Genomic DNA, 20,383 nt, shown 5'->3' with positions numbered 1-20,383 from the left:
GACTATTCGCCGGTCACGCCGTCGATACGTTCGCGCAGCAGGTCGGCGTGACCGTTGTGACGGGCGTATTCCTCGATCATGTGCAGGTAGACCCAGCGCAGGCCGATCTCGCGGCCGGTGCGGGGATGAACGAAGGAGTAGTCCAGCGACAGCGGGGCCACCGCGGCATCACACAGCTCGATCTCGCCGCGGTACAGGGCGAAATCGCGCACCGGGTCGGCGGTGTCGACATCGTCGAATTCGCCGTCCTGATTCTGTTCGGTGGAGTGCTGGTACACCACCTCCTGCCGCGCCGCCCGCCGCCGGAACCAGGCCCGCTCCACGTCGGTCATATGCCTGACCAAACCCAGCAGCGACATCGACGACGGCTCGACACTGCGGATCACCAACTGGGCGGCAGTCAGGCCGCGGCATCTCCACAGCAGCGTCGCGCGCTGGTAGTCGAGTCTGTCCTGCAGCAGCGAACGCTCCTCCCCCACCACGAGTTGACGGGGGCGCACTATCTCCGGGGCGGTCCAAGTCATATGCCGAGGCTAGGGTGCCCACCGTCGGGGCGACACCGAATTCCCGGCGTACCCCGACGCGCCGAGCGCGGATCATCGACGCAGCCGAATTACTCGCGTGACCACTCCAGGCATGCAAAAATCGCGATGGTGCAAGAACTATGGCGGATCGATCAGACACGGACCCGTTCCATCAGCCCGGAGAACCCGACCGGGGCGCCGAGCACGGGTGGACGCGCGACGGAGGGCACCGGCGCGCATGCGGCAGCGGACCTCGGAATCGGCTGGAAGATATCGCCTTCGATAAATCTCCCGTCCGGTGAAACCGCCACCCTGGCAGACGTTTCCGGCCCCGGCGTGATCCGGCACATCTGGCTGACCACCGACCGCGCGGTGCTGAACGCGATGACATTGCGGGTGTACTGGGACAACGATGCCGAACCGGCCATCGAGGTGCCGCTGGGGTCGTTCTTCTGCAACGCCTGGGACGAACTGGCACAGGTGAATTCGGAGATGGTGGTGGTCGCCCCCGCGGGCGGGCTGAACAGCTTCTGGCCCATGCCGTTTCGCGCGCACGCCCGGTTCACCCTGCACAACGGCAGCGACCACGCGGTGCCCGTGTACTACCAGATCACCTATCTGGAACAGGATGTGCCGCGCTCGGCGGGCTATCTGCACGCGTGGCGACGGCAGAGCAATCCGCTGGGGAATCCGGCGATTCACACTGTGCTGGAAGATGTTCCGGGACCGGGTCGCTACGTGGGCAGCTATCTGGCGATCGTGCCCAACGCGCCGGGCTGGTGGGGTGAGGGCGAGATGAAGTTCTATCTCGACGGCGACACCGAATTCCCCACCATCTGCGGCACCGGCACCGAGGACTACTTCGGCGGCGCATGGAATTTCGATATGAACGACGCCTACCACACCTACTCCACGCCCTATCTGGGCCTGGTGCAGGTGCTCCCGCCGGACCAGATCTATCAGCCGCAGCAGCGATTCGGCATGTACCGCTGGCATGTTCGCGACCCGATCTGCTTCGACCGGAGTCTGCGCGTCACCCTGCAGGCGCTCGGCTGGCGCGACGGCGGTCGATACCTACCGCTGGAGAACGCCGAGGTGGCCACCACCTCGTGGTGGTATCAGCATCGGTCGGTGACCGGGCGCCGGCACCGATTCTGACCCGGAATCCGCTGCCCGGCACCGTCGTTCAGGCTCGGGATTCGGCGGTGTCCACCTCGTGCCGATCGGACCGATGCGAGCGCCGGTACTCGCTGGGCGAGATGCCGACCTCCCGGCCGAAGTGCGCGCGCAGGTTGGCCGCACTGCCCAGGCCACAGCGTTCGGCGACGACGTCGACGGGAAAGTCGGTGGCCTCCAACAACTCTCGCGCCCGGATCAACCGCTGGGTGAGCAGCCACCGCAGCGGTGTCGCGCCGAGTTCGGCATGGAAACGCCGGGCCAGGGTCCGCTCGCTCATTCCAGCCCGCTTGGCCAGATCGCCGACGGCGAGCGGGGTGTCCAGACGTTCCAGCGCCCACTGCAGGGTCGCGGTGAGACCGGGATCGGCGGCCTCGGCGGGCACCGGTGCGGCCAGGAACTGCGCCTGACCGCCCGCGCGATGCGGCGGAACCACCAGGTTCCGGGCGACGGCATTGGCGATGCGTGAGCCGAGATCCTTGCGGATCAGGTGAATACACAGATCCATCCCCGCCATCGTGCCCGCGCTGGTGAGGATGCGGCCGTCATCGATGTAGAGCACCGACGGGTCGACATCCATGCCGGGGAACCGATCCAGCAGCACGTCGACGTGCTTCCAGTGGGTGGTCATGCGGCGGTCGTCGAGCAGTCCCGCCGCGGCCAGCACGAATGCTCCCGAGCACAGCGCCACGATGCGCGCCCCGGCCGCATAGGCCGCGCGCACGGCCTCGACCAGTTCGGCGGGCGGATCCTGCCGGACGTTCGGCGTGCCGGGCACGATGACGGTTCCGGCGGTGAGCATGTCGTCGTAGTCGTAATCGGTGAGCGCGACGAACGGATCGCGAAGTGTCGCATGGCGAGTCCCGCGCGGGCCGCACAGTCTCAGGTCGTACCAGTCCGCGGTGTCGACGCCGGGCGGCGGTTCGAAGAAAACCTGATACGAGATCGCCACCTCGAACATCGGCTGGCCGGGGGCGACGGCGATGGCGATGGTTCGCTCGCGACGATCGGTCATGTCGGTAACCTAGCGCATATTGTCAATTCTGCCACTAGCTGAGGTCATGTCGTGACTGGATAGTTGCACCCATGACTGTTTCCGCCAGTATCAACGGGCTCCAGCAGAACGAGTCCGTACCCCTTTCCGCATCACCACGCAGGTGGCGGGTGCTGGCGGTCGCGGCCGTCGCCCAATACCTGGCCATCCTGGACCTGTTCGCCGTCACGGTCGCCTTTCCCACGTTGCAGACATCCTTCGGCCACGCGTCGGCGAGCACGGTGTCCTGGGTGCTCAACGCCTACACGATCGTCATGGCCGCGCTACTGGTCCCCGCGGGACGCCTCGCCGACGACACCGGCCGCAAGCGCGGATTCCTGCTCGGCATAGCCCTTTTCGGACTCTCCTCGATCGCCTGCGCGGCCGCGCCCGGTCTCGGCGCGCTCATCGCCGCCCGCATCGTGCAGGCCGTGGCCGCGGCGCTGCTGGTGCCCACCGGGCTCGGACTGGTGCTGCCCTCGTTCGAGGTCCGGGAGCATCCGACCGTGATGGGAATCTGGACCGCGATCGCCGCCGCGGGCGCGGGCAGCGGTCCGGTGATCGGCGGCCTGCTGCTGCAGGCGGGCTGGCGCTGGATCTTCCTGCTCAACATCCCGTTCACGGTGGCGGCCTTCCTCTTCGGGCTGCGCGTGCTGCCCGATATCCGAGGGCAGGCGGGGCGAAAACTCGACTTGGTCGGCGCCGCACTGATTCTCGCCGCCACCGCCGCCCTGACCACCGTCTTCGTCCAGGCATCGGACTGGGGATACACCTCACCCGCGACGCTGAGCACACTGCTGGCCGCGGTGGCGCTGGCGGGCGCGTTCGCCTGGCACGCGCGACGTCATCCGGATCCAGTCGTGAGCCCGGTGGTCTTGCGGCACAAGCCGTTTCGCATCGCGACGGTCGGAGTGTTCGCCTACTACCTGGCCTTCGCCGCGCTCATCCTGGAGGCCACCCTGTTCCTGACCCAGCAGTGGCACTATTCGCAACTGGCCGCGAGCCTGGGCATCGCCCCCATCCCGATCAGCTGCCTGCTGCTCTCGCCGCTGTCCGGGCGGTTCGTGGCCCGGTTCGGCGCACGGACCTGCGCGGCGCTGGGCGGGGCGACCATCGCGCTTGGCGCGGCATGGTGGATCGTCACGGCCGGACTCACCGCGTCGTATCCGATCATGTTCCTGCCCGGTGCGATCCTCGCCGGGGCGAGTACCGCGCTGTTGCAACCGCCGCTGTTCGGGGCCTCGGCACTGCTGCCCGCCGATCAGCTCTCACTGGGTTCGGGGACGTTGATGATGGCGCGGCAGACGAGTTCCGCACTGGGCGTGGCGATTCTGACCGCCATACTCGCCCGCGCGGCCGTTCCCGGACTCGGCGACTATCGCGCCGGATGGGTGTACATGGTCGCGGTCGGTCTGCTCGCGACCGTCGCCGGGCTGGCGTACCGGCCCGGCGTACCGGCTCAGCGCACCGCCACTCCGCGCAGTCCGGGCCAGCCGTAACGGAGCGGTTCGTCGGCGAGTCCGGCGGCGCGCCCGGCGACCGCGTTCCTCTGGGCCATCTCCGGGGCCTGCGCGAGTTCCGGATTCTGCTTGATCAGCTCTTTACGGACCTCGTCCATATCCAGCCACATGATCTCCTGCACAACGTTTTCCAGTTGTTCGGAGGTCTTGAAACCGGGCTCGGAGTAGACCGGCAGGCCCTCACGGAAGGCGATCAGGGTCGGCAGGCTGCTGACCTGCGCGACGGCCGCCAACTGCTGCTCGGCGTCGGCATCGACGGTGGCATGCACGATATCCGGGTGCATGCGGGAGGATTCCTCGTACACCGGCGCGAATTTGGTGCACCACCCGCACCACGTCGCCCAGAAGTCAACCAGGACGATGCCGCCGCCGGAGACGACCTGCTGAAAATTGTGCTGATTCAACGCCTGTGTCGGCATGCGGCCCTCCCGGTATTCCAACTCGCCTGCATGGCTGTGAATTCTTCCATGAATCCCCGGCTGCGTCACTGTCCGAGACAGCGGTCCCGGACCATCGGGCTCACACCGCGTGAGCTGCGACCCGAGGCGTGGACGTTCCGGCCCGGCCCAGCGCGGCCCGCAGTAGCCGCACATATCCGTTCCAGCGAGCGGGGGTGCGTACGGATCCGGTGAGTTCGTATTCGGCGTGATCGAGCAGATCCTCGATGAGCGCATCGTGCAACCAGCGCACGGCCAGTGGCCAGATCAGCCGGAATCGGCCGCTGAGCCGGGCCGCCAACTGGTGGACCAGCAGCGTCTCATCGTTTCCCGCGTCGAGGACCAGGAATTCATGGAAGCCCTCGACGCCCGCGGTGCCGAAGACGCGATCGAATCGGCAGTTCAACCATCTGCCCGGCTGATACCCCTGCACCGTGTAGCGGACCACGCCGTGTCCCCCGGCCGCACCGGTCGACAGTGGCCGGTCCAGGACCAGGGGTGGCCAGGAATCACTGGGCCACAGCACATCTCCGGGACCGGCGAGCGTGTCGAGCAGGGCTCCCGCCCGCGCGGCGGACACCGGGATGCGGCGGATGTGGGTATTGAGCACGGCCATCGTGAATCACCCTCTCGGCCGGACGTTCGAGTCACGGCCGGTTCGATATGGAATGTTCCCTCTATATCGAATTAGAGCATATATTCCATATCGACGCCAGTGCGAGATCTGTGCGCCGGGTCGGCGAGATGCAGGGAATCCGCTCGCGACAGCGCGGGATCAGTGCGCGCGGGTGCGAGGAAGCACTCAGCAGTGCAAGGGCAAACGCACGACAATGCAAGAGATCAGCACGCGCAGGTACGCGAGGGCAACGCGCGAAAGCACGAGTGATCAGCAAGCGGAGAGACGGGACGGTGCGCGACCGTGTGAGATGAGTGCGCGGAAGTACGAGAGATCAGTGCGCGGTGCGCGGGCAGCCCACGATCAGTGCGCTTCTGGATGTGAGGTCAATGCGCAGCGGTGCGGTGTTGTTCTCCTGCCAGGAAATGTGCTGTGTCACGGGTGGATTCGTATAGTGCGCGGTAGTGCCGGTAGTACTGCGCGTACAGCTCGGTGTTGGCCGGATCAGGTTCGATCGTGCTGACCACCGGATTCCATCGGGAGGTGTCCACACCCGACGCCTCGGCGGCGAGCATGGCGTCACCGAGGCAGGCGCCGACCGTTTCGGCCGGGAGTTGCTGGGGCAAGCCGGTGATATCGGAGACGATGCGCGTCCACAGACCGCCCTTGGTGCCGCCCCCGACCGCGACGAGCCGGTGTGCCCGGCCGCCGGCCTCGGCCATCGCCTCGAAATTGTGCCGCACCCCGTAGCCGATGCCCTCGAGCGCCGCGCGATAGAGTTCGGCGCGGCCGTGCGTCAGGGTCAGGCCGGCGACGATGCCGCGAGCGTCCGGATCGAACAGCGGCGTGCGTTCACCGGCGAAATAGGGCACCACGATCAGCCCGCGACTGCCCGCCGGGACCCGGTCCGCCTCCGCCACCAGATCGGTGAAATCCCCGCCGACGAGGCGGCGCAACCAGTCGGTCACCGCGCCGGAGGTAGCCATGCCGGCCGCGAGAGTGTATGTGCCGGGCCAGGTTCCGCACGTTCCCCACAGGCCCGGATGCGGATTCGGATCGGTCAGCACCTGCACCAGGAACATGGTGGTGCCGTACATGACCATGGCGTCACCGGGGGCGCGCACCCCCACGCTGGCGGCCTCGGCCCAGGCGTCGATCGTGCCGGTGGTGACGGGCAGGCCGACCGGAAGTCCGGTGGCGGCGGACGCATCTCGCGTCACCTGCCCGACGATCTCGGTGGGCCAGCGCAATTCGGGCAGTTCGATTCCGGGCGCGACCGAATCCGCCCAGTCCGTGGCCCATTCGCGGCGGCGCAGATCGTACATCGGCACGCACTGACTCGCCGACTGGTGATCGAGTACGTAGCGACCGGTAAGCCGGTGCACCAGAAAGGAACTCGCCATCAGCAGCATGCGGGTGCGCCCGTAGACATCGGGTTCGTGCCGTGCCAGCCAGCGCGCCTTCGGTCCAACGGCCTGACTGGTGAGCGGCGAGCCCGCACGCGAAAGAACCTGTTCCGCACCAAATTCCGCGTTCAACTCGGCGATCTCGGTGGTCGCGCGGGTATCCACGCCGTAGAGGATGGCCGGGCGAAGCGGGAGACCCGCGGCGTCGGCGGGCAGCAGGCACGGACCGATACCGCTGACCGCCAGCCCCCGCACGGATTCCGGCCCAGCCGCGTCGAGCAGTTCCCGCGTGATCGCGACGAAATCCGCCCACCACACGGTCTCGGCGTCGTGCTCGACCCAACCCGGCCGAGGCGTCGAAACACCATGTACCCGTTCAGCTCTCGCAATGATCGTGCCATCGGCCGCAACCAGCACCCCCTTGGAGCCGGAGGTACCGATATCGATCCCGAGAAACATCAGCGCTCTCCTTCCTCACCTGCCCGGACACGTCGGGGTATCCGCGCCCGCTGTGCCGGTGCCTCGGCCGGCGCCACCAGAATTACAGGCCCGCGCCCCGACCGACCGCAATTCGCCGAACTCGGCGCGAATCACCTCCGACGAATCCCACTGTCCACACCGGCCAGAGCGCTCCCGGTACTCGCATCGCATCGTAGATGGCTGGTGCGGGCCGAACCGGAAGACCGGCCGTCACCGAACGCGGCGCACGGTGCGAGGCGGCACATCGGTCGGTCTCGCCAGCCGATCGCTTCCTCGTGGCTACCGTCCGATTTTCCCATCGGCCCGACCGATCTCGATGCCCTCGCTGCGTCGTAGCCGATCGGGCGCGGGAGGCGGGGCCGTAGCAAGCCCGGGGTACCCGAGATGGACGCGGCACATCGGCCGATCCCACGGTCGATGGTGTACGACGCCGGGTGCGGAGAAGCCGATCCGCTCGGTGGCCTGGCGGGACGTCATCGACGGTTCGCCGACCGGTCGACAGGGGGTCAGGCCGGGTCGGTGAAATGCAGGGGTGCGATGTGGACGCCGCCCTTGCCCCAGCCCGCGGTGGTGACCCACCAGTCGCCGTCGCAGGTCACGATCTCGGCGGCGTGGGCCTCGATGTGGCCGACGCGGTCCTGGACGCGGAAGTGCAGCGGATCGGCGCTGCGGAAGACGTCGGTGCCGACGTAGTCGGGGCGCGGGCCGATGAACAGGTACCAGAAATCGTTGCGCCGCACGACGAATGGGGATTCGGTGGGTCCCGCGCCGGTGCCGGTCGCGGGATCCGTGTAGGCGATCGCGCGATCGCTCCAGTGCACGAGGTCGGTGCTGGTGCGGTAGGCGACGACGTGGTTGCCGCCCTCGGGTTCGCTGGTCGCGCAGTAGTACATCACCCAGCGGTCGTCCAGGCGCAGCACCATCGGATCGCGGGCGTCGTAGCCGTCGCGGAACACCGGCCCCCGCGGATGGCGTGTCCAGTGCCGCAGATCGGTGGAGGTCGCCAGGTTCATCGCGGTCGCGGTGCGGTCCGCGCCGCCGCCGTCGTAGAACATGGCATAGCCCGCGCCGCTGTCGATCACGTACGGGGCCCACAGGTGCGTCTCGCCGTACTCGCGATCCACAGCCAGTGCGTGCGGACGTTTCGTCCACGGCCCCAGCAGATGTTCGGCGGTGGCATGCGCGAACCGCGTCTCGTCCCACGGGTCGGCCGGTTCTGGGTGGGTGATCCCGAACAGGTGCCAGAGCCCGGCCCCATCGCGAATCACGGTGTGGTCGTTGATGTACCACGGATGCGGCTCACCGTGACTCGGGTCGTAGATGTGCCGGAAGGGGCCTGCGGTCACCTGCATACGGCTACCGTGCCGCCTCCGCCGAACCGGTACACGCCGACACGCCGTCGTTCCGAGGGTCGGGGGAAATCCGGATCGGATCGGGTACCCAGTCAGCATGGCAGGGCATCCGCGCCGGACGGCGTTCCTCGGCACGCTGATGATGCTGGTCGCCTTCATCACCGGCCTGTGGGTACACGAACTGCCGACCACGGCGTTCCGGGTAATCGCGTACGTCCTGCTGTTCCTGCTCGCCGCCGTCGGATTCGTGCTGAGCTTCCGCGACTACTCGTGAAATCCGCGGTGATCGCGGCGCGATGAATCACTTTGGCGCGTGGCGGTTTACGAGCCCGCCGGTTCCGGGTGGCGGCTCAGCGTCTGCGGATCAAACCGGCGAAACCCGCACCCATCATCATGAATCCGGAGATGAGCGCGAATCCGTTGGTGACCCAGGAATGCAGCGCCACCTGCCAGGTGGAATCGATGTACGGCAGATCGCCGATCAGGCGGAACGTGTCGTCGGGGAACAGGATGTGCAGAATGCCCGGGAACACGCCGAACACCAGCCCGGCCACGAAGGTGCCCGCCGGGGAGAACGCCGCCATCGCCGCCACCAGCATCAACAGCACCGAGCCGACGATGATCTCACCGGCCGCGGTCCACCGGTCGGTGACTCCGCCGATGATCACCCAGTAACGGATGTCCGCACCGCCCTTGGCCGCGAAAGCGATCCCGATCGGCGTCACCACCAGCCCGATCAGCACGCCGACCACGGTGCGGCCGGTCACGCCGTGGCTCTGGAACTGCGCACCGGGTGGCGCCCAGCCCGGGGGTGACTCGAACTTGTTCGGCATCGCCCGTCCTCCCTGCTCCCGCGGTGCCCGAGGGCTTGATCGCCTCTGCCGCACTCATTGTCGCGCCCGGCGCCTGAATTATCCTCGCGGACGCCGAAATCCTTCGGGTGACGACTCGCCGGGTTGCGGACGGTTAGCATCGGATATGCCCGATGCGATCTCACAACCCCCCGACATCGCCGGAGTGCGCCGTAGCCACATCACCGCACGCGGGGTGCGATTCCACGTCACCGAGGCGGGGCCCGCCGACGGCCGCCCGGTCCTCGCGCTGCACGGCTGGCCGCAGCACCATTACACCTACCGCCACCTGCTCGCCGACCCACCGCCCGGACTGCGGATCATCGCGCCGGATCTGCCCGGCTACGGCTGGTCCGGACCGGCGCCGCACCGCTGGTTCAAAGAGGAGGTCGCCAGTGATGTGCTGGCCCTGCTGGATTCGCTGACCTCCGATCGCACGCTACTGGTCGGTCACGACTGGGGCGGGTATGTCGGCTTCCGCATGGTGCTGCGCGAGCCCGAGCGATTCTCCGGATTCATGCCGCTGAACATCACGCACCCCTGGCAGACCCCGCGCACCGTCGCACCGCACATGTGGCGATTCCTGCTGTACCAACCCCTCGTCGCGGCACTGGGCATGCCACTGCAACAGCACACTCCCTTCCTGGACTGGGTGTTCCGGCTCACGGTCGCCGACTCCACCGAATTCACACCGGATGTCGTGCACGCATACACCGACCGCTTCCGCGATCCGGTTCCCGCTCGCGCGGCCACCGACACCTACCGCACCTTCCTCCTGCGCGAGGTCCCCGCACTACGACGCGGTGAACCACGTCGCGCGACCCTGCCCATCCGCGCTCTCTTCGGCACCGCCGACGGCGCGATCCACCATTCGCTGGCCGCCGCCGAAACCGCCGACGCCACCGACTACACCGTCGAATACGTCCCCGGCTGCGGACATTTCATCCCCGAGGAACGTCCCGACCTGGTCCGCGCACACCTGCTGGCCCTGGCCGCCGAAACCGCCTAACCGCAATCACCGCCACGTCCGCATTCGTCACCACCGAGTGGCGAATGCGGACCTGAGCGATGCCGATGTGCCCGAGCAGCACTCGATTCCGGGCGATCTGTGCGCTTGGACGCACTGCCGCGCAGATCCGGTCAGACCGGAGAGCGACTCCCGACGAGTCGGAACCACGACCGTGCAGCCGCCGTGTCGAATAGTGACCAGGAAGCATGCGTCGCGAGTCGGCCACACTCGGCTCGGGCGGCCGAGTAGACGCCGCCCGAGCCTCCGGCGAAGCGCCCGAAGTGAACAACCTTGTCGCTCAGAGACTTCGGATCATCAGGGGTCTCGGCTCGGGTAGGGAGGATTGGCGGATGTGTCCTTGCGGACGCTGGCGGCCGACGCGGGCCAGTGCGACGCGGAAGCGGGCGGTCACCGCATCGGTGGGCAGTTCGTCCCAGGTCCAGCGGATGACGTGAAAACCCGCGCTGCGCAAGGCATCCTCACGTCGCCTCTCGGCCGCGGCCGTGTCCGCCGGATCGTGTCCAGGCTGTGTCCGGCGGCCGTAGCGGGTGCGGCCGTCGAACTCGCCGACCACGCCGGTGTCGCCGAAATAGAAGTCGACCCGGCCGAGGAATCTGCCCTCGGCGGTGAAGACATCGCCCTGCGACCGAGGGATCGGCAGGCCGAGTTCGCGCAGCATCACCCGGCTGCGCGACTCGCCGACGCTCTCGCTGTGCGGATTCAGGAACTTCGCCACCAGCCGTGCTCGATCGATGCCACGGCGACGATTGGCCGCTTCCAGCTCCACATCGAGATCGGCGGCGGTGACACCGTATTCACGGGCCAGCCAGTCGCCCGCGACGACCGCGGACTCGAACGGAACCGTGCGGCCCAGATCGACGATGGTGCGCGCGGGCGTGCTCAGCAACAGACCGCCCACCTCGGCCACGGAGTCGATCGGTGCGCAGTGCACTTTCAGATCCGGTTTGATCCGGCCGCCGTTGCGGCGGTTACGGGTGACGCACAGGCGGTCCATCGGGGCGGCCCAGATCGGCGCGCCGTAGATCGCCGCAGCCGACTGATGACTCACCACCGCGTCGGCGGCCATGTCGGGCAACACCGCCGCGGCCAGAATGCGGTGGCGGGCAAGCACATCCAGTTCCGCGTAGGCCGCTTCCTCCGAATAGACCCCGCGCCGCAGCCGTCGCCACCGCCCGCCCGCACACATTCGACGGATCTGATCATCGGTCACCCCGCGAGCGAGCGCATCACGCCTGCGGTGGATCCGAGCCTGATCGGCGGAGGCCGGACACGGCTGCCCAGCGGCGCAATCGTGCGGCGCGGCCACATCGCCTCCCAGAGGCACCGGGCCGGAATCCGGTCCGCAGCCCGGACTCGCCGACAACCCGCCGGGATGGACGAGCCGGTTCGCGAGACGCGGGCCCGATGCGGAACCGAATACCGGATGCAATGTCGCGGCGCTCATCGGAAATCGGTCTCCGGGCGCGGGCGCCGCGTGGGGCGCGAGGTGAACCGCTCACAGAACTCACCGTGCCGGGGGACGGGGCCCACTCGCGGTACGCGAGAGCCGATTCCGTTTCGCCACGAGGTGCGGCAACCTTGACAATTCTTCACGCTCGAACCTCCCCATACGAATTGAGTCGAACCGGGTTTGTTCTAGTTCGACGCGGGGTAGGGCGATCCGGTTCCATAGTCATTTGACCAGGTCACAGCCGCACCCGCTGCCATGATTCGCATACTTCGCAGCCACGCCGAAACCATGCGGATTCGGACACGAGGTGCGGCCGGTCAGCACCGGTCTCGGCAGGATGCGAAGGATTGGACGGTGTACAGACGACCAGTTCACGAACGACCGCACGCCGGTCCCGCACGAGCGCCCGGCGAAGCCGCATCCGCGGGATCGCGCGGCAACCCCGCTCGGCTGTGGTGCTGCGGAAAGAGGCATTGCCCGCACCCTTTACACGTACCCGCACCCGAACCAGGCCCGGGAACGGGTGCGCCTGCCGATATCGGGTGCGTCTGGCACGGGACGGTGGAGTGTGTCGGTGGGCTCGGGCACCATGGTCGGCGTGACTACAACCGACCTGCGTGAATCCGCCGAGGCGCTGCTGCGTGACCTGGCCGGGCCACGGGCTCGCCTGCGAGAGGATCAGTGGACCGCCATCGATGCACTGGTCCGGCAGCGGCGGCGGGCCCTGGTCGTACAGCGCACCGGCTGGGGAAAGTCGGCGGTGTACTTCATCGCCGCCAAACTGCTGCGCGCGGCGGGCCGGGGGCCGACGGTCATCGTCTCGCCGCTGCTGGCGCTGATGCGCAACCAGGTCGCGGCGGCCGGCAGAGCAGGTGTGGTCGCCGCGACGATCAATTCCGGCAACATGACCGAGTGGGACGATATCCACGCCCGGGTGGCGGCCGGAGCGGTCGACGTCCTGCTCGTCAGCCCGGAACGCTTGAACAACCCCGATTTTCGCGATGCGGTCCTACCGGAGCTGGCCGCCGACGCCGGACTGGTCGTGATCGACGAGGCACACTGCGTCTCGGACTGGGGCCACGATTTCCGGCCCGACTACCGCCGGATCCGTACCCTGGTCGCCGACCTCGGCGACGACGTCCCCGTCCTGGCCACAACGGCCACGGCGAACGACCGCGTGGTCACCGACGTGGCCGGTCAGATCGGTACCGACACGCTGGTTCTGCGCGGCACCCTGGACCGCGAATCGCTGCACATGTCCGTCGTCCACATCGAGGACGCGACCGCACGCACCGCATGGCTCAGCAGGTATCTGCACGAACTTCCCGGCTCGGGCATCATCTACACCCTCACCGTCGCGGCCGCCCACGACCTCGCGGACGTCCTGGGCTCGCACGGCCACGACGTCGGCGCGTACACCGGCCGGACCGATCCGGCCGAACGGGAGGCGCTCGAACAGGCCCTGCTGGACAACGAGGTCAAGGCCCTGGTGGCGACCTCGGCATTGGGTATGGGTTTCGACAAGCCGGATCTGGGGTTCGTCGTGCACATCGGCGCGCCGTCCTCGCCGATCGCCTACTACCAGCAGGTGGGTCGCGCGGGCCGCGGCACCGCACGGGCGGAGGTCGTGCTGCTGCCCGGTCCGGAGGACAGGCGGATCTGGAGTTACTTTGCCTCCGTTGCCTTTCCGCGCGAGCATATCGTCCGCGCCGTCCTGGACGCGCTGGATTTCGAACGCCCGCTGTCCACCAGTGCGCTCGAACCGCTGGTCGAGCTCAATCGCTCCCGGCTCGAGATGGTGCTCAAGGTGCTCGATGTCGACGGGGCGGTGCGCCGGGTCCGGGGCGGCTGGCTCGCCACCGGTGAACCGTGGACCTACGACACCGAACGCTACGAGCGGCTGTCCCACGCACGGGAGGCCGAGCAGCAGGCGATGATCGACTATCAGTCGACCGCCGAATGCCGGATGAGTTTCCTGCGCCGCCAGCTCGACGATCCGGCGCTGAGCGGACCCGATCCGGATACCCCCGATTGCGGACGTTGCGACAACTGCACCGGCGTCCGTCCCGATACGACGGTCGACACCGCGGACCTGGCCGCCATCCGCACCCGCCTGGACAGACCGGGCATCGACCTGTCCCCGCGCAAGCAGTGGCCGACCGGTATGGCGAAACTCGGAATTCCGCTGTCCGGCAAGATCACCGACGGCCCGGCAACCGGCCGTGTACTGGGCCGACTCAGCGATCTGGGCTGGGGCCAGCGTCTGCGCCCCCTGCTCGACGGCCCCGACGCGCCTGTCCCCGACCACGTCGTGGACGCCTGCATCGCAGTCCTACGCGACTGGAACTGGGATCAACGCCCCACCTCGGTCCTGGCCATGGAATCCCCCACCCACCCGAAACTCACCGCCGACCTGGCCGCCCGCCTGGCCCACATCGGCCGCCTCCGCGACCTGGGCACCCTGCACATCCGCCCCGGCCGCCCACCGGTCTCCGCCGCCAACTCCGCCCACCGCGTAGCAGCCCTGCACAACTCCTGGGATCCCCCACCCCTGGACGACCTGGACGGCCCGATCCTGCTCATCGACGCCCTCACCGACACCGGCTGGACCCTCACCCTGGCCGCCCACACCCTGCGAGCCGCCGGAGCTCCCGCCGTCCTCCCCTTCGCCCTCGCCACCCCCACCTGACCCCAGGACACAGCCGGTAGCGTCGCGGATATGACGCTCGCACCAGGAACCTGGCCTAGTCCACTGCTGCGCGCTGTTCGGATCTCGAACAAGTACTTGCTCGACCCGGTCATCCGGTGACCTCCGGACAGAACGAGTAGGCATTTCGGGTGCAAGGAGCATGATCGACTCGCTATCGTCGGTCGGATGGCCAGTAAGTCTGCCTCGCCGGCGGTGGAGTTGGCGGTCGGCGAGCATACGGTGCGGGTGACCAACCCCGATCGGGTCTATTTTCCCGAGATCGGGGCAACCAAGCTGGATCTGGTCCGGTACTACCTCGAGGTGGGCGAGGGGATCGTGAATGCGCTGCGGGATCGGCCCTGCATGTTGCATCGGTTTCCGAAGGGGCTGCCGGGCGGGAAGGTACATCAGAAGCGACTGCCGGGCGGGGCGCCGGAGTGGATTTCCACTGTGCGCGTGTACTTTCCGCGCTACGGGCGGCATGCCGACGAACTGTGCGTGCGCGAGCTCGCGGATGTCGTGTGGGCCGTGCAGATGTCCACCGTCGAATTCCATCCGTGGAATTCGCGGCGGTTCGACACCGAGAAACCCGACGAGTGGCGGATCGATCTGGATCCGATGCCCGAATGTCCGTGGTCGCGGGTACAGCGGGTGGCGGGGGTGGTGCGGGAGGTGCTGGACGAGATCGGCGCGGTCGGCTGGCCGAAGACCTCCGGAGGTAAGGGACTGCACGTGTACGTCCGGATCGCGCCGGAGTGGGGATTCACCGATGTGCGCAGGGCCGCACTGGCATTCGCCCGCGAGGTCGAACGCCGCGCGCCCGACGACGTGACCACCACCTGGTGGCGTAAGGACCGCGATCCGGCGATGCTGTTCGTGGACTACAACCAGAACGCCCGCGACCACACCATCGCCGCCGCGTATTCGGTGCGCGGCGTCCCGGAGGCAACCGTCTCCACTCCGGTGCGCTGGTCGGAGATCCCGGACATCGAACCCCGCGACTTCACCATCACCACTGTGCCGGCACGCTACGCCGAACTGGGCGATCTGCACGCGGGCATCGACGAGGCGGTCTTCCGGATCGATCAACTCCTGGAGTGGGCCGAGCGCGAACCCGTCGAGATCGACCTGGACGAGGACGCTGGTGACACCGAATCGGATACACCCGGCTAACGTCGAGTCCGACCGGCCCCGGATATCGCACAGGAGAGCCACATGACGGCCACCCCCATCGCCCTCGCACCGAACCACACCCAGTTGCTGGAAGAGGCGATCACCGGGGCCGGGGGCGTACTGGCCGATCTGGACGACGCGCGAGCCCTGATCTGGGACTCGGGTCCGGCCGGATTCCCGGAGCAGCTGCCCGAGAACATCGAATGGGTTCAGCTGTTCTCCGCGGGCATCGAGGAATGGTTCGACACTCCCGTCTTCGACCGGCACCCGAACATCCTGTTCACCTCCGCGGCAGGCGCTTTCGCCAGGACCGTCGCGGAACACTCGCTGATGCTGCTGCTCGCGGGCGTGCGCGCGCTGCCCGAGCATCTCGCGGCCCGCAGCTGGCGCACCAAGGAACTCGCCCGGAATATCGGCACCCTGCGCAACGCCACGGTCACGGTCGTCGGCGCCGGGGGCATCGGCCGCGAATTGATCACCCTGCTCGCCCCGCTCGGTTCCCGAGTGATCGCGGTGAACCGTTCCGGCGCGCCGGTCGACCTGCCGGGCGTGGTGGAAACCCTTCCCGCGCAGCGTCTTCCGGAGGTCTGGTCCCGCACCGACCACGTGGTCATCGCCGCCCCTGCCACCCCCGGCACCCGGCATCTGGTCGGCAAAGCCGAATTGGCCCAGCTCGAGCCCCACTCGTGGGTGATCAACATCGCCCGTGGCAGTCTCGTGGACACCGACGCCCTGGTCGACGCGCTGCGCGCGGGCACGATCGGCGGCGCCGGGCTCGACGTGACCGACCCGGAACCCCTGCCCGACGGCCACCCGCTGTGGGATCTGCCCAATGCCCTGGTGACACCGCACGATTCGAATCCGCCGCAGCTGCGCACCGTCGCCTTCGCCGAACACGTCGCGGAGAATGTGAGCCGTTTCGCCCAGGGCCGCGAGCTGATCGCCCGCGTCGACGTCGCGGCCGGGTACTGAACTACCCGCCGTCGGCGGGATCGACGAATTCGAGTCCGGTGACCATATCGGGCAGGATCCGCATGATGTGTTCGCGCGGTCCCGGGAGCCACGGTTGGAGTAGCGGGCGCAGGCGCTCGATCTCGCCCGGTTCCTCCACCGGCTCCGCGGAACCGGTCACGATCACGCACCACCCCCGATGAGTGTTCTCGTCGATGACGTCCGCCTCGTAAGCGACCGTCTGCCGCTCGGGAGACAGCGCCACACCGCGACTGGCGTGCACGACGATCGTCTCACCGTCGACGATGTGATTGACCGGGCGAATGATGGGTAATGCATAACGCGCGAGCACGATTCGCCCATATCCCACCAGCCCCAGCCGTCGCAGCGACTCGGCGGAGGTCAGATCGCGGGATCCCTGTGGTGCGAGGGCGTCCATATCGGCGATCATTCCCGCACCCTGGCCACCGCCCGCGGGCATGGCCGATCGACCCGACGGTCCGGGGTATTCCTCGGCTCGGTTGTCCATATGCGATATCTGCCCCGCTGATCATGAACCTGTTGTTCCGGGTCTCCACAAGATTCCCGCAATCGGCAACGATCAAACCCTCCCCCGGCCACGCATATGGAAACAGCAGGCGAACAGCACCACCCTTCGTCGGCCCTGCCGCTGCCCTTACTGTCCCGCCGCGCGGGGCGGGATGATCGGCTCCGGGGTGACGACCGGCGTCGTCCGACGGACCAGTTCGGACCACTCGTCGGCCAGGGCGGCCAGCAGGGACCAGGCCGTATGGATGCGTTCGTCGCCGACGTCCTGGCCGCCGCGCAGCAATGCGACCGCGCGCACCTGAGCCGCGGCCATGGCATCGATGACCGCGCCGAGCGATTGCGGAGCCGGACGCCGGGTGTGCGTGACCACGGCGATCCAGTCGTCGACGTGGGCGACGATTTCGGCACGCCGACAATCGATCTCGGCGGTGCGCAGCGGCGATTCGCGGCGGGTCAGATGGAGTTCGGCGAGTGCGCGGGCCCAGCTCGTCACCGGGTGCGCATCGGGTTCGTCGCCGATGTGCCCGCAGAAAGCCGCGAGCAGTTCGTGCCAATCCGGCAGGCGGGCAGCGGAATCGCCGCCCGGCCACTGTTCCGGACCGTCGGGTTGCGGTACGTACATGACGTGTACCTCCAAGACCGCGGCGAGCCGGTCCGGCGGCCTGCGCGCCCCGCAGGCAGTACCTCGCCCACCTGTATTACGTACACACCCGGCGCCACAAACGCGGGAACCGGACCGCGAGCCCGGTGTGGTAAGGGCGGACCACACCGGATCCGGTTGCGCCGCAATCTGCGAAGGGGACATCTCCTTGCGGCGCCGGGTGCACTTCCAGCATGCACTTTTCCGGCGGCCCTCCCACTGCCCTTTCCATGGCCTTCCGGTGACCGTCGGATCGCGGATTCCGCGACACCGTCTGGCCGCCCCCGCGACGCCCCGTTACGCTTGATCTAGTTCGGGGGATGGGACGGTGAAGGGTGTCTGGGCGTGAGTTGGTCTTTCACACCGGATGAGTTCGCACACATCTGGCGAGAGACCGACCTGGATCGGCACCCCTTCCCGATCCGGATTCTGGAGACCCCGCGCACCGACAACGAGGCCGCCGCGCTGCGCCGCACGCTGGAGGATCGCATGCCGCTGGGGTCGGACCCGGATCTGTCGGCATGCCTGCGCATACTGGCTCAGCCGCATACGCGGGTGGTGGCCATCGGCGGCGCGCACGATCCGGATTCGCAGATCCGGGCACTGGGTGCCGCGGTCTACGACCATGCCGTACTGGCCGTGCAGGACACCGGTTCGTCAGCGGATTTCGGTGGGCAGGTGCATATTTCGATCGGTCACAGCGGCAAACTGGGCGCGCGGATCGCCGCGCTGCTGCCCGACACCCCACCCGGACGTGAACCGGCCCGCTCGGCGACCGCGGCCGCGGTGCGCGACGAGGAAACCGTGGTATCCAACGACCGGCTCGCCGCACGCATCCGGCGGCTGCTGCTCAAACCGCACAGCGCCGAGGGGCAGATCCGGATCGAACCGAGGCTGGACCGGGCCACTCCGCCCGCGCCCGTCTACTACACCTGGATCGACGTCGCCGGAGACGGCCGCTATCTGATCCGCGCGGGCGAACAGGTGCACCTGGCGCCCGCCTCGACCCAGCAGATCGGCGCTCACCTGCAGAAACGTATTCCGCGATGATGCCGCAGATGCCGTTATCGCCCGCCTGCCGACGTGCCCTGCGGTTACGCTTGGCACGACCGACCGATCCCCGAGGGGTGCGCATTGACGATCGATACCAGTCAGGCAGATATCGCCCGGTTCATGCGGGCGGCGCGCAGCGGCACGGTACGTTTCGATCCGGACGCGGCCCGGCGGTGCGCGGCGCAGTACGAGGAGCAGGCCGAGGGGTTGATCGCCCTACAACAGCAGCTCGAGTCGGTGTCACAGCTGCACGGTTTCGGCGGATTCTTCTCCGCCGAGCAGTTGCAGGCCGGATTCTCCCGCAAGGCCCGGGATGCGGCCGCACAGCTGGATCGGTACATCTCCGCCTCCTATCGGATGAAAGAGGCCTTCCTGATCAGTGCCGGGCTGTACGAGGAGGCCGACGTCGCACACGCCGCCGCGCTGCGCACGCTGTCGTCGAGGCAGCCGTGGTGAGCGAGTTCGGGTGCGGACGGGGTGTGTCATGAGTGAGCGCCTCCTCGGATCCGCCCATTTCGGCCCGCAGGCGCGTCCCACCGATCCCGAATACATCAGTGCGATGGAACATTTCGAGTCCGTACCGCACGAGCGGATCTACGCGGGCACGCAGCAGATGGATGCCGGGGAGATCGCGCGGGCGTCCCTGGTATGGCTGAACGGCGCCGCCACGATCGGCACGGCGATGCCGATCACTCGCTCCACCACCGACGGGGTGATGAATTCGGTCGGATGGGAGGGCGCGGCGGCCGACGCCGCCTACGCCAGCACGCGCAGTTTCGCCGAGGCGCTCGATGATCTGGCCGAGGTCATGGCCGAGGTCGGCGCGCGATTGGGCGCGGTGGCCGCCGCGGCCGAGGCGGTGAAGCTGGCGGTCGTCCCGCCCGGTGTCTCCGGACCGATCGGCGCGGTCGCCCGCGCACTCGAGGCCGCGCACGTCATCGATGCGAAGCTGGCGCAGGAGACACAGCGTCAGGAAGCGGTGCTGGCGATGAACACGATCTACAAACCGGCGTATTCCGGTGCGGGAACCGGGATTCCAGCGCTGCCCGAGCCTCCCGAAGTGCCCGGAGACACCTCGCCCACTCCGCCCCGGACGAATCACACCGCACCACAATCACTCCCATCCCAACCGCAACGTCCCGAGACGCCACAGCAACCGGCGACGCCGCCAACCCCCACTCCCCCAGCGTCTCCCACGCCGCCGCCCGAATCCTCACCGTCGCCGACCCCGCCCGAATCCACCCAGGCCCCTTCCACGGCTCCGGCTCCGGCACCGCAAACGCCCAGCGCCCCAGCCTCTCCCGCCCCCGCACCGCCCGCTGACCCGCAACTCAGCGACCCGGGCGGTCAGCCCGGCATCACCGGTCCCATCCCGAACAACACCACTCCCACCACCCCCGACCAACCCGGCCTGTCCCCGGACCACTGATCCGAACCCGCGCGACAGGCCCGG

20 protein-coding genes are annotated in these 20,383 nt (G+C 68.2%); 10 read left to right on the top strand and 10 right to left on the bottom strand.

Translation table 11 applies throughout. The features are described from left to right. Positions 1–2: 2 nt before the first annotated feature. Positions 3–524 carry a DinB family protein gene (locus NM2_RS06395; RefSeq protein ID WP_067665210.1) on the bottom strand — a complete coding sequence of 174 codons (522 nt, stop codon included), beginning with the start codon at positions 522–524 and terminating at the stop codon, positions 3–5. Between the two features lie 126 nt (positions 525–650). Here NM2_RS06395 and NM2_RS06390 point away from each other — a divergent pair, with 126 nt between their 5' ends. After that, positions 651–1,682, top strand: a complete 1,032-nt coding sequence (locus NM2_RS06390) for a glycoside hydrolase family 172 protein (protein WP_067665207.1) — start codon at positions 651–653, stop codon at positions 1,680–1,682. 28 nt (positions 1,683–1,710) lie between these two features. Here the strand turns inward: NM2_RS06390 and NM2_RS06385 are convergent, their stop codons facing one another. After that, positions 1,711–2,715 (bottom strand): GlxA family transcriptional regulator, encoded by a 1,005-nt coding sequence (locus tag NM2_RS06385; RefSeq protein WP_067665204.1) that lies wholly within the window; start codon positions 2,713–2,715, stop codon positions 1,711–1,713. A 71-nt stretch (positions 2,716–2,786) separates the two neighbouring features. Between NM2_RS06385 and NM2_RS06380 the strand changes: the two genes are divergently transcribed. Beyond that, the gene (locus NM2_RS06380) at positions 2,787–4,232 is read left to right on the top strand and encodes an MFS transporter (protein WP_067665200.1); all 1,446 of its coding nucleotides are present in this window, start codon (positions 2,787–2,789) and stop codon (positions 4,230–4,232) included. Here NM2_RS06380 and NM2_RS06375 read toward each other — a convergent pair. The 4 genes from NM2_RS06375 to NM2_RS06360 all read right to left on the bottom strand — a co-directional run bounded on the left by NM2_RS06375 (position 4,193) and on the right by NM2_RS06360 (position 8,544). Continuing rightward, positions 4,193–4,672 (bottom strand): thioredoxin family protein, encoded by a 480-nt coding sequence (locus NM2_RS06375; protein ID WP_067665197.1) that lies wholly within the window; start codon positions 4,670–4,672, stop codon positions 4,193–4,195. The genes NM2_RS06380 and NM2_RS06375 overlap by 40 nt on opposite strands. A gap of 100 nt (positions 4,673–4,772) precedes the next feature. Continuing rightward, on the bottom strand, positions 4,773–5,306 hold the full coding sequence (locus NM2_RS06370) for a hypothetical protein (protein WP_067665194.1): 534 nt from the start codon (positions 5,304–5,306) through the stop codon (positions 4,773–4,775). A gap of 386 nt (positions 5,307–5,692) precedes the next feature. After that, the gene (locus tag NM2_RS06365; protein WP_067665192.1) at positions 5,693–7,171 is read right to left on the bottom strand and encodes an FGGY-family carbohydrate kinase; all 1,479 of its coding nucleotides are present in this window, start codon (positions 7,169–7,171) and stop codon (positions 5,693–5,695) included. A 527-nt stretch (positions 7,172–7,698) separates the two neighbouring features. Beyond that, positions 7,699–8,544, bottom strand: a complete 846-nt coding sequence (locus tag NM2_RS06360; RefSeq protein WP_067665189.1) for a glycoside hydrolase family protein — start codon at positions 8,542–8,544, stop codon at positions 7,699–7,701. Between the two features lie 97 nt (positions 8,545–8,641). Here NM2_RS06360 and NM2_RS48730 point away from each other — a divergent pair, with 97 nt between their 5' ends. Further along, entirely contained in the window at positions 8,642–8,818 is a 177-nt protein-coding gene (locus NM2_RS48730) for a hypothetical protein (protein WP_157120909.1), read from the top strand. Positions 8,819–8,894: 76 nt separating this feature from the next. Here the strand turns inward: NM2_RS48730 and NM2_RS06355 are convergent, their stop codons facing one another. Further along, positions 8,895–9,377 (bottom strand): hypothetical protein, encoded by a 483-nt coding sequence (locus NM2_RS06355; protein WP_067665186.1) that lies wholly within the window; start codon positions 9,375–9,377, stop codon positions 8,895–8,897. 145 nt (positions 9,378–9,522) lie between these two features. On the opposite strand from NM2_RS06355, the gene NM2_RS06350 reads away from it, so the two are divergent. Continuing rightward, on the top strand, positions 9,523–10,404 hold the full coding sequence (locus NM2_RS06350) for an alpha/beta fold hydrolase (RefSeq protein WP_067665183.1): 882 nt from the start codon (positions 9,523–9,525) through the stop codon (positions 10,402–10,404). 298 nt (positions 10,405–10,702) lie between these two features. Here NM2_RS06350 and NM2_RS06345 read toward each other — a convergent pair whose 3' ends face one another. Continuing rightward, the gene (locus NM2_RS06345; protein WP_245717872.1) at positions 10,703–11,869 is read right to left on the bottom strand and encodes a putative endonuclease domain-containing protein; all 1,167 of its coding nucleotides are present in this window, start codon (positions 11,867–11,869) and stop codon (positions 10,703–10,705) included. Positions 11,870–12,464: 595 nt separating this feature from the next. On the opposite strand from NM2_RS06345, the gene NM2_RS06340 reads away from it, so the two are divergent. From NM2_RS06340 to NM2_RS06330, 3 genes are all read left to right on the top strand, one after another. Next, positions 12,465–14,564, top strand: coding sequence for a RecQ family ATP-dependent DNA helicase (locus NM2_RS06340; protein ID WP_067665303.1), 2,100 nt, complete (start codon positions 12,465–12,467; stop codon positions 14,562–14,564). Positions 14,565–14,750: 186 nt separating this feature from the next. Continuing rightward, positions 14,751–15,737, top strand: a complete 987-nt coding sequence (gene ligD, locus NM2_RS06335) for a non-homologous end-joining DNA ligase (RefSeq protein ID WP_067665180.1) — start codon at positions 14,751–14,753, stop codon at positions 15,735–15,737. A gap of 42 nt (positions 15,738–15,779) precedes the next feature. Next, positions 15,780–16,709 (top strand): D-isomer specific 2-hydroxyacid dehydrogenase family protein, encoded by a 930-nt coding sequence (locus tag NM2_RS06330; RefSeq protein ID WP_067665177.1) that lies wholly within the window; start codon positions 15,780–15,782, stop codon positions 16,707–16,709. Position 16,710: 1 nt separating this feature from the next. Here the strand turns inward: NM2_RS06330 and NM2_RS06325 are convergent, their stop codons facing one another. Next, positions 16,711–17,217 carry a pyridoxamine 5'-phosphate oxidase family protein gene (locus NM2_RS06325; RefSeq protein ID WP_218025863.1) on the bottom strand — a complete coding sequence of 169 codons (507 nt, stop codon included), beginning with the start codon at positions 17,215–17,217 and terminating at the stop codon, positions 16,711–16,713. Between the two features lie 147 nt (positions 17,218–17,364). Then, positions 17,365–17,859, bottom strand: a complete 495-nt coding sequence (locus NM2_RS06320) for a hypothetical protein (RefSeq protein ID WP_067665174.1) — start codon at positions 17,857–17,859, stop codon at positions 17,365–17,367. Between the two features lie 363 nt (positions 17,860–18,222). Here NM2_RS06320 and NM2_RS06315 point away from each other — a divergent pair, with 363 nt between their 5' ends. From NM2_RS06315 to NM2_RS06305, 3 genes are all read left to right on the top strand, one after another. Then, entirely contained in the window at positions 18,223–18,927 is a 705-nt protein-coding gene (locus tag NM2_RS06315) for an ESX secretion-associated protein EspG (protein ID WP_067665171.1), read from the top strand. An 84-nt stretch (positions 18,928–19,011) separates the two neighbouring features. After that, positions 19,012–19,386, top strand: coding sequence for a hypothetical protein (locus NM2_RS06310; protein ID WP_067665168.1), 375 nt, complete (start codon positions 19,012–19,014; stop codon positions 19,384–19,386). 28 nt (positions 19,387–19,414) lie between these two features. Next, positions 19,415–20,359 (top strand): hypothetical protein, encoded by a 945-nt coding sequence (locus NM2_RS06305; RefSeq protein ID WP_067665165.1) that lies wholly within the window; start codon positions 19,415–19,417, stop codon positions 20,357–20,359. The last annotated feature ends 24 nt before the right edge of the window (positions 20,360–20,383 follow it).

The sequence above is a fragment of the Nocardia miyunensis NBRC 108239 genome, from assembly GCF_001613065.1.
Lineage (GTDB): Bacteria > Actinomycetota > Actinomycetes > Mycobacteriales > Mycobacteriaceae > Nocardia > Nocardia miyunensis.
Note: the sequence above shows the minus strand (reverse complement) of the source record. Positions and strands in the feature narration are given on the sequence as shown.

What these genes read in the sequence shown, in the direction of transcription:
- NM2_RS06360 (WP_067665189.1), bottom strand. Translation starts at nt 8,544, where the DNA reads ATGCAGGTGACCGCAGGCCCCTTCCGGCACATCTACGACCCGAGTCAC.
- NM2_RS06385 (WP_067665204.1), bottom strand. Translation starts at nt 2,715, where the DNA reads ATGACCGATCGTCGCGAGCGAACCATCGCCATCGCCGTCGCCCCCGGC.
- NM2_RS06345 (WP_245717872.1), bottom strand. Translation starts at nt 11,869, where the DNA reads ATGAGCGCCGCGACATTGCATCCGGTATTCGGTTCCGCATCGGGCCCG.
- NM2_RS06390 (WP_067665207.1), top strand. Translation starts at nt 651, where the DNA reads ATGGTGCAAGAACTATGGCGGATCGATCAGACACGGACCCGTTCCATC.
- NM2_RS06380 (WP_067665200.1), top strand. Translation starts at nt 2,787, where the DNA reads ATGACTGTTTCCGCCAGTATCAACGGGCTCCAGCAGAACGAGTCCGTA.
- NM2_RS06350 (WP_067665183.1), top strand. Translation starts at nt 9,523, where the DNA reads ATGCCCGATGCGATCTCACAACCCCCCGACATCGCCGGAGTGCGCCGT.
- NM2_RS06320 (WP_067665174.1), bottom strand. Translation starts at nt 17,859, where the DNA reads ATGTACGTACCGCAACCCGACGGTCCGGAACAGTGGCCGGGCGGCGAT.
- NM2_RS06340 (WP_067665303.1), top strand. Translation starts at nt 12,465, where the DNA reads ATGGTCGGCGTGACTACAACCGACCTGCGTGAATCCGCCGAGGCGCTG.
- NM2_RS48730 (WP_157120909.1), top strand. Translation starts at nt 8,642, where the DNA reads ATGGCAGGGCATCCGCGCCGGACGGCGTTCCTCGGCACGCTGATGATG.
- NM2_RS06325 (WP_218025863.1), bottom strand. Translation starts at nt 17,217, where the DNA reads ATGGACAACCGAGCCGAGGAATACCCCGGACCGTCGGGTCGATCGGCC.
- NM2_RS06330 (WP_067665177.1), top strand. Translation starts at nt 15,780, where the DNA reads ATGACGGCCACCCCCATCGCCCTCGCACCGAACCACACCCAGTTGCTG.
- NM2_RS06370 (WP_067665194.1), bottom strand. Translation starts at nt 5,306, where the DNA reads ATGGCCGTGCTCAATACCCACATCCGCCGCATCCCGGTGTCCGCCGCG.
- NM2_RS06375 (WP_067665197.1), bottom strand. Translation starts at nt 4,672, where the DNA reads ATGCCGACACAGGCGTTGAATCAGCACAATTTTCAGCAGGTCGTCTCC.
- NM2_RS06395 (WP_067665210.1), bottom strand. Translation starts at nt 524, where the DNA reads ATGACTTGGACCGCCCCGGAGATAGTGCGCCCCCGTCAACTCGTGGTG.
- NM2_RS06365 (WP_067665192.1), bottom strand. Translation starts at nt 7,171, where the DNA reads ATGTTTCTCGGGATCGATATCGGTACCTCCGGCTCCAAGGGGGTGCTG.
- NM2_RS06305 (WP_067665165.1), top strand. Translation starts at nt 19,415, where the DNA reads ATGAGTGAGCGCCTCCTCGGATCCGCCCATTTCGGCCCGCAGGCGCGT.
- NM2_RS06355 (WP_067665186.1), bottom strand. Translation starts at nt 9,377, where the DNA reads ATGCCGAACAAGTTCGAGTCACCCCCGGGCTGGGCGCCACCCGGTGCG.
- ligD (WP_067665180.1), top strand. Translation starts at nt 14,751, where the DNA reads ATGGCCAGTAAGTCTGCCTCGCCGGCGGTGGAGTTGGCGGTCGGCGAG.